A 14,491-nucleotide genomic window follows, 5' to 3' on the forward strand; every position below is an offset into this window, starting at 1 on the left:
GTCGGATCGCACCCCGGGCACAGTGGCCACTCCACTCGACCGGCGGGAGACGAGGCCGGCCCTTGCGGGTTCCTCCCCGGATGAACTTGGATGGACTCCACGGCAGGTCGGAGCACGCAGCCTACGCACCACCGGGAATGCAGGGAGACACGGCCATGGACAATGCGAGGCAGAACCCGGACGATTCAGGACCCGGCACGGTTCCGCAGGACCCACCTGCGCCGGAGGATTCAGCCGGTCCGGACACGGCGCCCCGCGGTGCGGGAGCCACCGGCACCGACCGCGTCGGTGCCGGTGCACCGGCGGGCGCAGAGACGACCGACGACCCGATGCCGAGCGGGAGCGTCCAGCCGGAGCTGTCGGTGGGACCCGACACGATCGATCTGTCCGAACCGGATCTCGCGCCCGCGCAGATCAGCCAGGACGTGGCGGACGCCGCCTCCCTCGAGGCCGCCGCAGCCGAGGCCCGGGCGGTCGCCGCGGAGGCGGAACAGGCCAGTTCCCTCGTGGGCGGTCCCATGCCCCGGAACGCGCCGGTCACGCGAGCCTCCCACGATGCCACCGCACCTGCGGGCGGCGTGGTGGAGGACACGGAGCAGGATTCCCGTGCAGGCTCCGTTGCGGAGTCCGACCCGGCGTCCCGGGAGCGGACCTCTCCTGATGCCCCGGCCGAGGTCGCAGTGGCGGCCGAGGCATCTGCTGGACCCGATGAACGTCCCGCGGCATCAGGGCGCGCCACGGGAGGCGCAGGCGCGGAACGCACCCCCAGTACTCCCACTGCTCCCGGCGCTCCCGTTGCCTCCGCAGGCGTGGCCGCCGGTGCTTCTGCGGCTCCGGCTCCCGGCACGCGATCGGAGGACCGGGTCGTCAGCGGGAACCCGGTCGGGGAGAGTGACGGCACGAGGGTCGTCGGCCGGGCCGACGGCGCCGCCGACCGTGCCGGGCGCGAAAGGGCTGGCACCGGCGGGGACAGGGACATGCCCGCCGCTCAGGACGAACCCCGGACAGGGAGCAACGCCCTGCCGCTGCTGCTGGTGATTGCCGCGGTGGTGGTGCTGGTCGGTCTGCTGATCTGGCTCGTCGTCTCCCTCATCAGCGGGCTGGAACTCTTCGACGTAGCGGGTCAGGACCAGCTGGGGCAGCTTTCGGTCATCGCGCGCGAATGACGCAGAACGGGGACCCGGCCGGTCCCCGTTCTGAACCCGTGCAGCATGCTGGACTACATCTGACCGGCCGCACGTACGGTCAGCCCGGTCTCGTCCAGGGCCGCGTCGTCCTCCTCGGAGCGGTCGACGACGACGGTGTCCCCCTCGACGATGTCCCCGGAAAGGATCCCCTTCGCGAGCCGGTCACCGATCTCCCGCTGCACGAGCCTGCGCAACGGGCGTGCGCCGTACGCCGGATCGAAGCCGGTCAGCGCCAGCCACTCGCTCGCCGCGGCGCTGACATCGAGTTCGAGACGCCGATCCCGCAGCCGCTCCGCGAGCTGGTCGACCTGCAGGTCCACGATCCGGGACAGCTCGTCGAGGCCCAGCGGATCGAAGATCACGACGTCGTCGAGCCGGTTCAGGAACTCGGGCCGGAAGTTCGCGTTGACGGCGGACATCACGGCGGCACGCTTCGCGGCGTCGTCGAGCGAGGGGTCCACGAGGAACTGCGAGCCGAGATTCGACGTCAGCACGAGGATGACGTTGCGGAAGTCCACCGTCCGGCCCTGGCCGTCGGTGAGACGGCCGTCGTCGAGCACCTGCAGGAGCAGATCGAAGACCTCCGGGTGCGCCTTCTCCACCTCGTCGAGCAGCACGACGCTGTAGGGCCTGCGCCGCACGGCCTCGGTGAGCTGACCACCCTCCTCGTAGCCCACGTAGCCCGGAGGAGCACCCACGAGGCGCGCCACGGAGTGCTTTTCCGAGTACTCGGACATGTCGATCCGGACCATGGCACGCTCGTCGTCGAACAGGAAGTCCGCGAGCGCCTTGGCCAGCTCCGTCTTGCCGACACCCGTGGGACCGAGGAACAAAAAGGAGCCGGTGGGACGATTCGGATCGGAGACGCCGGCCCTGGCGCGGCGGACGGCGTCGGACACGGCAGTCACCGCGCGTCGCTGGCCGATCAGGCGCGAACCGATCCGCTCCTCCATCTCGAGGAGCTTCTGGCTCTCGCCCTGGAGCATGCGCCCTGCGGGGATGCCGGTCCAGGCCGAGATGACCTCCGCGATGTCGTTCGCGGTGACCTCCTCGGCCACCATCAGGTCGGGTGTGTTGACGGTCTGCTCCTCGGCCGCCTGCGCCTCGCTGAGCTCGCGCTCGAGACCCGGGATCTGCCCGTACAGGATGCGTGACGCCGTCTCGAGGTCGCCCTCCCGCTGGGCGCGGTCGGCCTGCGAGCGCAGGTCGTCGAGGGAGGCCTTGAGCTCACCCACGCGGTTCAGGCCGGCCTTCTCGGACTCCCAGCGCGCGTTCAGCCCGTCGAGCTCCTCCTGCCGGTCGGCCATCTCGGCACGCAACGCCTCCAGCCGTTCCACGGACGCCTCGTCCCGCTCGCGGGAGAGGGCCATCTCCTCCATGCGCATGCGCTCCAGGGAACGGCGCAGTTCGTCGATCTCGACCGGCGCGGAATCGATCTCCATCCGCAGCCGCGATGCGGCCTCGTCCACGAGGTCGATCGCCTTGTCGGGCAGCTGCCGGCCCGGGATGTAGCGGTGGGAGAGGGTTGCCGCTGCCACGAGGGCGGAGTCGGCGATGGAGACCTTGTGGTGCGCCTCGTAGCGCTGTTTCAGGCCGCGGAGGATACCGATGGTGTCCGGCACCGACGGCTCGCCCACGTAGACCTGCTGGAACCGGCGCTCGAGCGCGGGATCCTTCTCCACGTTCTCGCGGTACTCGTCCAGTGTCGTCGCGCCGATCAGCCGCAGCTCGCCGCGTGCGAGCATGGGCTTGAGCATGTTGCCGGCGTCCATGGAGCCCTCGGAGGCGCCGGCTCCCACCACGGTGTGGAGCTCGTCGATGAAGGTGACCACCTCGCCGTCCGAGGCACGGATCTCCTCGAGCACGGCCTTCAGCCGCTCCTCGAACTCCCCGCGGTACTTGGCACCGGCGATCATCGAGCCGAGATCGAGGCTGATGAGCCGCTTGCCACGGAGCGACTCGGGCACGTCACCGGCCACGATGCGCTGGGCGAGTCCCTCGACGACGGCGGTCTTGCCCACACCGGGCTCGCCGATGAGCACGGGGTTGTTCTTGGTGCGGCGGCTGAGCACCTGGACCACGCGGCGGATCTCGGTGTCGCGCCCGATCACGGGATCGAGCTTGCCACTGCGTGCCACCTCCGTGAGGTCGGTGCCGAACTTCTCCAGCGCCTGGAAGGTGTTCTCCGGATCGGGCGAGTTCACGCGCCCCTCCCCCCGGACACCCGGCAGTGCGGCGGCCAGCGCCTCGCGCGTGAGATCGAGGCCGCGCAGGATCCCGCCGGCGGCGCCGTCGTCGGCCGCCAGCGCCAGCAGAAGATGCTCGGTGGAGACGAACTGGTCCCCGAGGCGATCGGCCTCCTGCTTCGCGGTGTTCACGACCTGCAGTGCCTGGCGGGAGAACTGCGGCTGGGCCACGGACGCTCCCGACGACGCCGGCAGCGCCTTGATGGCATTGCTGGCCTGCACGCTCACGGTGTCCGGGTCCGCCCCGGCGGCCTTCAGCAGGGCGACGGCGATCCCCTCCCGCTGATCCATCAGTGCCTTGAGGAAGTGTGCTGTGTCGATCTGGGCGTTGCCTGCCGTGGACGCGTTCATCGCAGCGGCCGACAGCACCTCCCGACTCTTGGTGGTGAAATTCGTGTCCACGGGTACGTTCCTTTCTCCGGGATTCCAACGGTAGAACCAGTACCTTGAGTCTACCTGACTCAACTCTCGGACGGAGTGTTGCAGCCGACGATCCGGTAGAGAGACGCATCACCCTCGCTGTCCACCAGCACGAATCCGTTCTCCACCGTCAGCTCGTCCAGTCCCGACGGTACGGGCGCGTTCCCGCCCCTGACGGACGCGCTGCCGAAATCCAGGACGAACCGGAGATTCGTTCTGCGGACGGCGGCACAGACCTCCGGATTGCCCACCATGGTGTCGAGCTCCTCGAAGACCAGCCGGGCATCGGCGGTGGCGGGAACCGTTCCGTGCGGCAGCAGGGTCCTGCGGTCCGCCAGCGCGTAGGACAGCGAGGCCCCGGTCAACGGCATGCCCGCCACCACGGCGTCGGGTGGCACCGATTCGGGAAGCCGTTGCAGCAGTTCCAGTTCGTCCGAGGTGAGGAGCCGGGAATTGTCGGTGTAGCGGTACTGGGCCGCCGCCTCCACGACGCCGCGCTGCACGGCGAAGAACGGAGCCACCGCGAGCGCCGAGAGGACCAGCGCACCCGCGAGAACAGGTACGAACCAGGAGGGTTCCGGCGTTCCGCGCAGGGAGCGACGGCGCCGTGCCCGGGCAAGCAGGGCATCCGCCACCGCGGCGCCCCCGACGCTCGCGAGGAGGATCCCACCGACCGGTAGCAGGGCACTGATCCGGAAGTAGTCGTTGTACCAGGGCCCGGTGACGATCCAGCGCAGATCCGGTGCCTGACGCCAGTTGCCGATCACGAACAGGGCTGCGGCCACCGCGTACAGCGCGAGGATCCAGCGGTTCCTGCGCCGACGCAGCACGACGACGGCGCCCACCACGGTCAGCACCGTCACCAGGACGGCGACCGGCCGGGCCAGCGGACCGTGGAACAGGACCTCCGCCACGGCCCTGCCGGCGTCGCCGAGCTCGAGCCAGTTGTCCGCGCCGCTGCGCGCAGGACGCACCGTCGCCCACAGGAGGACGCCGACGAGCAGGAACGCCGCCCCACCCGCCAGTGCAGTGCGTCGAGCCCGCCCGTCCGCGCTGCGGGCGCGCCGCTGGACGACCGCCAGGACGGCGGGCGCCCCCAGTGCCAGCAGACCGAGCAGCGCCGACGGATGGGCCAGCAGCAGCCCCGGCAGCACGCCGATCAGCAGGGCGACGGAGAGCAGCGTGCGCAGCGGACCCGGGACGCCCGCGCCGACGAGCTGGAGGACGAGGCCCAGTGCTGCGGGCAGCAGGGCGACGGAGAGCAGGAACGGGTAGACGACGCCGAACTCGAGCAACAGGTAGGGAAAGGTGCTGTAGGCGGTCGAGAGCACCGCGGCCACCAGGAGGGGCAGGGCCCCCTCGCCCAGGACACGGGTGACGAGGAACAGGCAGCCCGTACTCCAGATGGCCGTGATCAGGACCACGTTGGTCACGTTGACGGCCGCTGTCAGGGGGACCCCGGAGGTCATCACCAGGGACACCACCGCATGCCATGCGGCCGGGTAGAACGTGCCCTCACGGCTTCCGAGATACCCCAGTGTCAGGGACGAGGCATTCGCGGTGTCGTCGATGTAGCGGAGGGCGTTGAGGTGGAAGGTGTTGTCGTGGGACTGCGCAATGTTCTCGGAGACACCGATGATCCAGATCATGATGGCCGCGAGGGGAACGGCCGAGACGGCCCACGCCGTGATCACGGTCCGCCAGGACGCGGCGGGCGCGGCCTCCGGCTGCGGATGCAGCAGATGCGCGAACAGGTGGCGGGCGAACCGGAGGAGGACGGCCACTCCCGCGGCCACCACCGCGACAGGCAGCAGGGACCACCCGATCCCCACGAGCGCGGCGGCCTCGGCCGAGACCACCACCGCGGTGATGCTGAGGGGACCGGCGAGGGCCAGCAGAGTCAGCCGCCGCAGGCCGAGGGCCGCGCCCCACAGCAGACCAGGACCGAAGACCACCAGCAGGGACACCAGGAATGCAGGGGCGGCTTCGGCCCAGCTCATGCTCCCCCTCGTGGTCAGTGGACGCCGGTGCTCGATGACGGGCGGTGCTCAGCGGACTCCGATGACGGATGGACGTCGTACTCGATCCTCGTCACTGTACGGCGGCGCGCTCCGCCAGACCATTCTTCAGCCCTTCCCTGACCACGGCCTGGATCAGCTCCCGATCCTGCCGGGCGCACGGTCCTGCGCGCCGAACCGCGGCGAGGCGAACGATCTCGTACATAATGAGCCGCATGGGGAAACTCCATCGTGGCACCGGGTTTATCGTCGTCGCCCTCGCCCTGACGCTGACCGCCTGCACCGACGACCGTCCGACGGCGGAGGACGCGGCCGCCACCCTCGCCGCAGGGCTGGCGCGCCTCGACGTCGGGCAGTCCGCCTTCGTCTCCGCCCCGGCGTCCGAGGTCACGGACGAGCTCGCCACCATCACCGAGGACTTCGCGCCCGGGTCGCCGGAGGTGAGCGTTGCCGGCGTCGAGGAGACCGGCGAGGACATCGCCACGGCCACGCTGGACTACGTCTGGCATCTCGACGCGACGGATCGGGACTGGACCTACAGCACGACGGCGGAACTCACCCGGGTCGAGGACGGCTGGCAGACCGCATGGAACCCGGCAGTGTTCGTCCAGGATCTGCTGCCGGAGGAGAAGCTCTCCCTGACGAGCATCCCGGCGGACCGGGGAGACATCACCGGCGCCGGTGGTGAGGTCATCGTGACGGAACGGCCGGTACTGCGCGTGGGCATCGACAAGACACAGGTATCCGAAGCCGGCCAGGATGCGTCCGCGCGCGAACTGGCCTCACTGCTCGATCTCGACCCCGACGGGTACGCCGATGAGGTTGCCGCAGCAGGGGACGAGGCCTTCGTCGTCGCCCTCGTGGTACGCGACGACGCCGACCGTGAGGTGACGGACGCGCAGATCGACGCCATCGAGGGAGCGCTCGCACAGCCGGGCACGCTCGAACTCGGCCCCACGCGTACCTTCGCCCGGGAACTGCTCGGCAGCGTGGGAGAGGCCACCGAGGAACTCGTGGCACAGTCCGACGGCGCCCTCGAACCCGGCGACATCACCGGGCTCAGCGGTCTGCAGCTGCAGCACGACGCGCAGCTCACCGGCCTGCCGGGACTGGAGGTCAGCACCGTGTCCACCGACACGGCCGCACCCACCCAGCGCCTCTTCGCCGTCGAGCCCGTGGCCGGAACGGATCTCGCCACGACCCTCGACCCGCGCCTGCAGACTCTCGGGGAGCAGATCCTGGCGGACGAGCCCTCGGCATCCTCCATCGTCGCCCTGCGGCCCAGTACCGGGGAGATCCTCGCGATCGCCAACGGACCGGGAAGCGAAGGCTTCCAGACCGCGCTGCTCGGTCAGTACCCACCCGGTTCCACCTTCAAGGTCGCCACGACACTCGCGCTCCTACGCAACGGTTTCACTGCACAGAGCCCGACCGAGTGCACCGAGGAGGTGGACGTGGACGGGCGCTCCTTCAACAACGCCGGCACCTACCCCGATGAGTTCCTCGGCACCATCGAGCTGCTCGAGACCTTCGCGCAGTCCTGCAATACGGGCTTCATCGCCGCACGGAACGACGTCACGCAGGCCGAACTCGCCGCCGCCGCCCAGGACCTGGGGATCGGCGTCCCGGCGAGCATCGGCACACCGGCGTTCTTCGGCGACGTTCCCATCGAGGCGGAGGGGACGGCGCACGCTGCATCGATGATCGGGCAGGGCCGGATCCTGGTCTCCCCGCTCTCGCTGGCCACCATGGCGGCCTCGGTCGGGGCGGGCGAACGTGTCACACCCACGCTGCTCGCACCCGGCGGGGCCACGACGCCCGACGCCGAGCAGTCCGACGAGCCGGCCCCGAGTTCGTTCACGAGTGCCGAAGCAGAATCGCTGCGGAGTTTCATGGGTGCCGTCGTCGAGCAGGGCGGTGCGCAACTCCTGCAGGACGTCCCCGGCGAGCCGGTCCTGGCCAAGACCGGTACCGCGGAGTTCGGGAGCGAGGACCCGCCGAGGACGCACGCGTGGGTGATCGCGCTCCAGGGCGATCTCGCCGTCGCCGTGTTCGTCGAGGAGGGCGAGCTGGGCTCGACGTCCGGCGGACCCCTGATGCAGGAATTCCTCACCGGTGCGGCATCCTGACCGGCAGGGCGCCCACCGGCGTGACCAGCGTCCGGACAGTGGGCCGGAGCACAGTCGAAGACCGTCGGACTAATCACCGCGGATTCACGTTCAGTCCGCTCATCCGGACCGGCCCGGATCTTCGCACTGCTCGGCAATCTCCTGAAGAACGCGGACGGGTCCGACCCGAAGAGCTCGGGCGACGCCGATTCCCAGTAGGCCTTCCACGAGAAGGGCCGCCATCCCTGGGGGCGGCGGCCCTTCTTCAATGCTGTCCGGCAGGTCTCAACGGTAGCTGGGCAGGTACGTCGAGGACGGGACGATCACCTTGCCCAGGGGTGCGAGCGAGACCGGGATGAGCTTGAGATTGGCGATGCCCAGCGGAATCCCGATGATGCTCACGAACATCGGGATGGCAGTCAGGACGTGGCCGATGGCGATCCAGATCCCGGCGACGAGCAGCCAGATCACATTGCCGATCGTACTGAGGGCACCCGCGCGGCCACCCCGGTTGACCACCATCTGGCCGAAGGGCCAGAGTGCGTAGACGCCGATCCGGAACGAGGCGATCCCGAACGGGATGGTCACGATCAGCAGGCAGCAGAGGATTCCTGCCGCGAAATAGCCGATGGCCAGCCAGATGCCGCCGAACAGGAGCCAGATGACGTTCAGAATTGCGTTCATCAGCTCATTGTCCCGCATGCTGCCCGCCGCTGCACGTGCCGTAACGGACGGAAGTCCCCTACCCGCGAGCGGGTAGGGGACTTCCGGGACTTCCCGGCGGCTCAGCGTGAGCGGCGGTCGTTCGACGCCGGAGCGCCCGCCCTGCGGGACCCGCCGGAACGGCGTGCTCCTTCGGCGCGCGGTGCGGACGAGGACGCGTGGTTCCGCTGGCCCTGCGCTGCGGGCGCTCCCGCAGCCGGGCGCCGAACGGCGTCGCCGACGCGCTGCCCGGAGGCGGGGCGGCGGGTGCGGGACGACGTCTCCGACGTCGTGCGTGGTTCTACCGCCCGTCCACGTGAGCCGCCGGATGCGGCTGCCCCGGCGTCGGAGCCGAAGCGCGGTGCCTGCGGCTGATTCGTGCGACGCTCGGCGCGATTCCCGGACTGCTTCTCCGCCGCGACGCGGCCGCGGCCGCCCCTGCCGCCGCGCCCTCCGGCGACCGGTGCTGCGGTGCTGCGTGCACGCTTGCGCTGCGCATTGGCCCCGGTGGACGTTCCTTCCCCACGGGTTGCCTCGCGGGAGGCGAGCAACGCTGCGCGGGTGCGCGGATCGATCTTCTCCGCCACGTCACCGACCAGCGAGAGGACGTGCGGCGAGGTCGGCTTCACGGTCTCGAAGGCGACGTCGACACCGGCTGCCTTCATCAGCTTCTGCACCTCGGACTTCTGCTCGGGCAGCGTGATCGTGACCACCGTGCCCGAGGAACCGGCGCGGGCGGTACGCCCGGAACGGTGCAGATAGGCCTTGTGCTCGGTGGGCGGGTCCACGTGCACCACGAGCTCGACGTCGTCCACGTGCACACCGCGGGCCGCGACGTCCGTGGCGACCAGCACGCGCACGTCGCCCGAGGAGAACTCCGCCAGATTCCGGTCGCGGGCATTCTGCGACAGGTTGCCATGCAGATCGACGGCAGGGATCCCGGCGTCGGTGAGGGTCTTGGCGAGCTTGCGCGCGTGGTGCTTGGTGCGCATGAACAGCAGGCGCTTCCCGGTGCCCGAGGCGAGCTGGACGATCAGCTGCTTCTTCTGGGCCTGGTCACCGATCAGCAGCACGTGGTGCTCCATGGTGGTGACGGAGGCCTGGGGGTCGTCCACGGAGTGGGTGACCGGCTTGCTCATGTAACGGTTGACGATCTTGTCGACGCCGTTGTCCAGGGTCGCGGAGAACAGCAGGCGCTGGCCGTCGGCCGGCGTGGTGTCGAGCAGCTTCTTGACCACGGGCAGGAACCCGAGATCGGCCATGTGGTCCGCCTCGTCGAGGATGGTGATCTCGACGGACTCGAGCGTGATGAGCTTCTGGCGCATCAGGTCCTCGAGTCGGCCGGGGCAGGCGATGACGATATCGACACCGGCGCGCAGTGCCTTCTCCTGGCGTTGCTGGGAGACCCCGCCGTAGATCACGGTGGTCTTCAGTCCGAGCTCGCCGGCCAGGGGCTCCACGGTCGCGTTGATCTGGGTGGCGAGCTCGCGGGTCGGCGCGAGGATGAGCGCCAGGGGACGCCCGGGTTTGCGGCGGTAGGCCGCCTCCTGCTCGGCGAGCCGGGTCACCATCGGCAGGGCGAATGCCAGGGTCTTGCCCGAGCCGGTACGACCGCGTCCGAGGACATCCCGGCCGGCCATGGAATCAGCCAGGGACTTGACCTGGATGGGAAAGGGTTCGGTGATGCCTTGCGCGTCGAGGTTCTCGACCAGCGTCCTGGGCACACCGAGGGCAGCAAAAGTAGTCATAAAGGAGCTAGGGGCTTTCTTCTCATCTTCCCCGGCACCGGTTGGACACCGGGGTTCGCCGAAGAAAAGTCAGACAGTGTCCACCGCGCCTGCTCGGGGAGCCGGATGCGGGACAAAAGAATGCGTTCATCGACGCAGGCTGCGCACCGTACTGATGGAGTGTCATCGCGCGCAGGCAAGTGCATTCAGTCTAGCAGCAGGCGTCACCGGAGCCCGCATCGGAGACGGATCACCGCTCACCGGGCGTGGTGCGGTCGCATACTTCCGTCGCGTGCTTCGGCCGCCTGCCGCAGTCCAGGGCGGGAGCTGCCGGTAGCCTTGACCGTGATGGAGCCACCGACACAGACCCCCGATCAGCCGTACCGCACACAGCCCGTGTCCTTCGTCCGGCGGGGCTCACGTCTCCAGGGCAGGCGCCGGGAGGCCTGGGACGAACTCGCCGAGGACTTCCTGCTCGACCTGCCGCACGTCCATGGCTCCGATACCTCGGTGGCGCCTGACTTCGTGCTCGATCTCCACGCCGCGTTCGGCCGGCCCGCGCCCCTGATCATCGAGGTGGGTTCGGGACTCGGCGAGGCGATAGCGCATGCCGCCGCACACGATCCGGACCGGAATTACCTGGCGCTCGAGGTCTACCGACCGGGCCTGGCCCAGACCATGCTGCGCATCAGCCAGGAACAGCTGACCAACGTGCGCACGGCCCAGGTGGATGCGGCTGCGGCCTTCGCCGGGATGATTCCTGCGGGAGCCGCCGCGGAGGTGTGGACCTTCTTCCCCGACCCCTGGCACAAGGCACGTCACCACAAGCGCAGGCTCGTCAAGGAGGACTACGTCGAACGGGTGGCCCGGGTCCTGGAACCGGGCGGCGTCTTCCGGCTCGCCACCGACTGGTCCAGCTACGCCGTGCAGATGCGCGCCGTCCTCGACGCGAGCGGTCACTTCGATAATCTGCACGACGGCGAGCGCTCGGGTGAACGGAGTCCGCTCACCCAGGTCTGGGAGAGCGGCGTGGAGACCGTGGTGGGCGGTGCTCCCGTGCGCGAGGGCAAGGACCCGGTCAGCACCGGTAACACGGGGGTCAACGAGGGTGTGGACCTGGTGGGCGGGTGGGCTCCGCGCTTCGACGGCAGGATTCCCACGAGCTTCGAGAACAAGGCGCTGGAGGCGGGCCGGATGGTTTTCGACCTCGCGTACCGACGCCGCTGAGCGGCATTCCCATGGAACCGCACCGATGACGCTGCGCGCACCCCGCCGATGACCGCGCTGCCGTGGCAGGGCCACGCGAAGGACTCCGCCGCCTACCGCCGTATCCTGCTCGCGCTGCTCTTCGCCGGGCTCGCAACCTTCGCCCAGCTGTATTCGCTGCAGGGCGTGCTGACCGGCGTCGCCTCGGAGTTCGCCGTCTCACCGGCGGACGCGGCACTGACGATCTCCGCCGCGACGCTGGGACTCGCCCTCGCAGTCATTCCCTGGTCGGCCGTTGCCGACCGGGCCGGACGCAAGCGCACCATGAGCTGGGCCATCGGGGCCGCCGTCGTGCTCGGGGTCCTCGCCGCGGTGGCGCCGAGCTTCGAGCTGCTGATCGTCCTGCGGTTCTTCGAGGGCGTGGCCCTCGGTGGGGTTCCCGCGACGGCCTTGGTGTACCTGCACGAGGAAGTGCAGCAACTGCATGTCGCCGTCGCCGCCGGGACCTATATTGCCGGGACAACGCTCGGCGGGCTCACGGGGCGGCTCGTGGCAGGGCCCGTCGGTGATCTGCTCGGGTGGCGCACGGGCGTCCTGTCCGTCAGCCTCCTGGCCGGCGCCGCCGCCGTCGCCTTCTTCCTGCTCGCGCCCCGTTCCCGGGGTTTCACCCCGAGTGTGCGCGGCAGCGGACCGTCCCTGGTGCGCCGGATCGTCGCAAATCTGCGATCGCTGCGCCTGCTGGCCCTTTACGCGCAGGGCTTCCTGCTCATGGGCGGGTTCGTCGCCGTCTACAACTACCTCGGCTTCCACCTCGAGGCGCCGCCGTTCCTCCTGCCTGCCTCCCTCGTGAGCCTGCTGTTCCTCGCCTATCTCTCCGGCACCGCGACCTCGCGCCTCGCGGGCAGCCTGAGCGTACGGGTGGGGCGACTCCCGGTTCTCCTCACAGCCGTCCCGGTGATCCTCCTCGGCCTCGCGGTGACGCTCACCGACTCGATCCCGCTCATCATCCTGGGACTGATCATCTTCACCGGCGGCTTCTTCGCCGCGCACTCCATCGCCTCGGGGTGGACGCCGGCGCTGGCGAGCGTGGGGCGTGCCCAGGCGTCGGGGCTGTACAACTTCGCCTACTACGCCGGCTCGAGTGTGCTCGGCTGGCTCGGCGGCCTGTTCTTCGCGCAGTTCGACTGGGCGGGCGTGGCCGGCTTCACCGGGACGCTGGCGATCATCGCCGGGCTCCTCGCCGCCGTCGCGCTTCGCGAGGCTCCGGGCGGCAGGCCCGCGTAGCGCGACACCGGGGAAGTGCTGCGCGACCTGCGCCTACACTGCTCCCATGCCGAGGCCCCTGGACAGCTCGAGGAAGGCGTAGTAATTCCGGGGCCCGACCCTGCCGAGCGTGTGCGCCGAGGCCCTCGCCACCCATTCATCGGGCAGCCACAGTCTGCTCAGCAACTGCTCGTGCTGCGCGCAGCGTGCCGTGGCCCAGAAGAAGAAGACAAGTTCCGCCCAGTCCGACTCGAGGATCCAGTTCACTCCTCCGTTGGTGGAGGTGCCCATGAGCTGCAGCTTGCCCGGTCCCACCAGGGTGGCCATCTGGATGCTGGTCCACCCCCAGGCGAGGATGGCGGAGGGCGTGTGGAGATAAAAACCGTGGTTCGTCACGGTCAGCGTGCCGGTATCGATCACCGTCCACTGCGGTGCTGCCAGCGCAGCCGCCCGACGTCGACGGCTCGAATTGACCAGGGCAGCCGCCGCTCCGTATCCGAGCATCGCGGGAATCGCGCCGCGTCCGGTCGCGACGAACAAGGAACTGCTGGACTGGTAGCTGCCATCGCCGCGCGCTTCGAAGGAGAGCAGGCGGAAGGGTCCGTGCGCGTAGGGCCGTTCATCACCGGCGTGCTGCATCGCGAAGGGCACCGACACGGGGTGACGCTGCCCCAGCCGTCCCTCGCGGTGGAGCAGCGCCAGCTCCGCCGTCGTCCACAGTGCCTCGTCACGTGCCGACCACTGCGGCTCCTGGATCTGCTCTCGTCCCGCCATGCCGCAATCCTAGAGGTGAGGCACCACCGAATGAACCCTCGGATTGCTCATGCCAGATGCAGCGTGAAAGCCGTGAGGAAGCCCAGCGTCGCGATCAGGCCCGTGTAGAGGGAGGCCGACTCGAAGGCCTCCGGAATCATGGTGTCGGTGATCATCGCGAGGATCGCTCCGGCCGCCAGGGCATTGACGAACGCCAGGGTGCTCGGCGCTGCGCCGTCCAGCAGGACGTACCCGGCCAGGGCCGCCAGGCCGCAGACGAGTGCGATGGCTCCCCAGATCCCGAACACGTACTTCGGGCTCCGTCCGGCCTGCTTCCAGCCGGCCGTGCTGGAGAGTCCCTCGGGGACGTTGGAGATGAACACGGCCGCGAACATCGGGATGCTCACGCCGCTGCCACCCAAGAAGCTCAGTCCCAGCACCATGGATTCCGGAACGCCGTCCAGCAACGACCCGATGGCAATGGCACCTCCACTGCCGGACTGCTCGCCCTGGGAGGGTTGCTGGGACCCGGATCGCTTGCGGTGCCGGGCCCCGTACTGGGCGAGGACGACGTTCAGCCCCACGTACACGACCGCCCCGACCAGGAAACCTCCTGCAGTGGGTAGCAGTCCACCCTGGTCGGAGGCCTCCTGCACCAGTTCGAAGGTCAGAGCGGAGATGAGCACCCCCGAGCCGAACGCCATCACCGCGGCCACGACACGGGTAGGGACGCGGACGAACCACGCTATGGAGCTGCCGAGCAGCAGGGCCGCTCCGGCGAGGAGGCCTGCGCCTCCCGCGAACAACCACTCAGGCACAGGCCCTCCCCGGAGAAGTCATCATCATGGTCACCATCAGTAG

At 69.5% G+C, this 14,491-nt stretch carries 11 protein-coding genes; 4 read left to right on the forward strand and 7 right to left on the reverse strand.

The features are described from left to right. Positions 1-155: 155 nt before the first annotated feature. The gene (locus E8P82_RS00590) at positions 156-1,166 is read left to right on the forward strand and encodes a hypothetical protein (protein WP_136452549.1); all 1,011 of its coding nucleotides are present in this window, start codon (positions 156-158) and stop codon (positions 1,164-1,166) included. 53 nt (positions 1,167-1,219) lie between these two features. Here the strand turns inward: E8P82_RS00590 and clpB are convergent, their stop codons facing one another. From clpB to E8P82_RS14950, 3 genes are all read right to left on the reverse strand, one after another. Beyond that, positions 1,220-3,835 carry an ATP-dependent chaperone ClpB gene (clpB, locus tag E8P82_RS00595; RefSeq protein ID WP_136452550.1) on the reverse strand — a complete coding sequence of 872 codons (2,616 nt, stop codon included), beginning with the start codon at positions 3,833-3,835 and terminating at the stop codon, positions 1,220-1,222. 59 nt (positions 3,836-3,894) lie between these two features. After that, positions 3,895-5,853 (reverse strand): DUF6541 family protein, encoded by a 1,959-nt coding sequence (locus E8P82_RS00600; RefSeq protein ID WP_136452551.1) that lies wholly within the window; start codon positions 5,851-5,853, stop codon positions 3,895-3,897. Positions 5,854-5,944: 91 nt separating this feature from the next. After that, entirely contained in the window at positions 5,945-6,088 is a 144-nt protein-coding gene (locus E8P82_RS14950) for a hypothetical protein (RefSeq protein WP_168796455.1), read from the reverse strand. Here E8P82_RS14950 and E8P82_RS00605 point away from each other — a divergent pair. Continuing rightward, positions 6,087-8,000: a penicillin-binding transpeptidase domain-containing protein gene (locus tag E8P82_RS00605; protein ID WP_246020864.1), complete on the forward strand. Its 1,914-nt coding sequence runs from the start codon at positions 6,087-6,089 to the stop codon at positions 7,998-8,000. The two genes, E8P82_RS14950 and E8P82_RS00605, sit on opposite strands and share 2 nt — an antisense overlap. Before the next feature lie 264 nt (positions 8,001-8,264). Here E8P82_RS00605 and E8P82_RS00610 read toward each other — a convergent pair whose 3' ends face one another. Continuing rightward, on the reverse strand, positions 8,265-8,663 hold the full coding sequence (locus E8P82_RS00610; protein ID WP_136452553.1) for a YccF domain-containing protein: 399 nt from the start codon (positions 8,661-8,663) through the stop codon (positions 8,265-8,267). Between the two features lie 101 nt (positions 8,664-8,764). Further along, positions 8,765-10,429 carry a DEAD/DEAH box helicase gene (locus tag E8P82_RS00615; RefSeq protein WP_136452554.1) on the reverse strand — a complete coding sequence of 555 codons (1,665 nt, stop codon included), beginning with the start codon at positions 10,427-10,429 and terminating at the stop codon, positions 8,765-8,767. A gap of 327 nt (positions 10,430-10,756) precedes the next feature. On the opposite strand from E8P82_RS00615, the gene trmB reads away from it, so the two are divergent. Together trmB and E8P82_RS00625 are read left to right on the forward strand one after the other, a co-directional pair. After that, the gene (gene trmB / locus E8P82_RS00620) at positions 10,757-11,635 is read left to right on the forward strand and encodes a tRNA (guanosine(46)-N7)-methyltransferase TrmB (RefSeq protein ID WP_136452555.1); all 879 of its coding nucleotides are present in this window, start codon (positions 10,757-10,759) and stop codon (positions 11,633-11,635) included. 48 nt (positions 11,636-11,683) lie between these two features. Further along, positions 11,684-12,898 (forward strand): MFS transporter, encoded by a 1,215-nt coding sequence (locus E8P82_RS00625; protein WP_136452556.1) that lies wholly within the window; start codon positions 11,684-11,686, stop codon positions 12,896-12,898. 33 nt (positions 12,899-12,931) lie between these two features. Here E8P82_RS00625 and E8P82_RS00630 read toward each other — a convergent pair whose 3' ends face one another. Both E8P82_RS00630 and E8P82_RS00635 read right to left on the reverse strand, forming a co-directional pair. Beyond that, on the reverse strand, positions 12,932-13,651 hold the full coding sequence (locus E8P82_RS00630) for a hypothetical protein (protein WP_136452557.1): 720 nt from the start codon (positions 13,649-13,651) through the stop codon (positions 12,932-12,934). A 47-nt stretch (positions 13,652-13,698) separates the two neighbouring features. Beyond that, on the reverse strand, positions 13,699-14,448 hold the full coding sequence (locus tag E8P82_RS00635; RefSeq protein ID WP_136452558.1) for a ZIP family metal transporter: 750 nt from the start codon (positions 14,446-14,448) through the stop codon (positions 13,699-13,701). Positions 14,449-14,491: the final 43 nt, after the last annotated feature.

The organism is Arthrobacter echini (genome assembly GCF_004803505.1).
GTDB lineage: Bacteria > Actinomycetota > Actinomycetes > Actinomycetales > Micrococcaceae > Arthrobacter_D > Arthrobacter_D echini.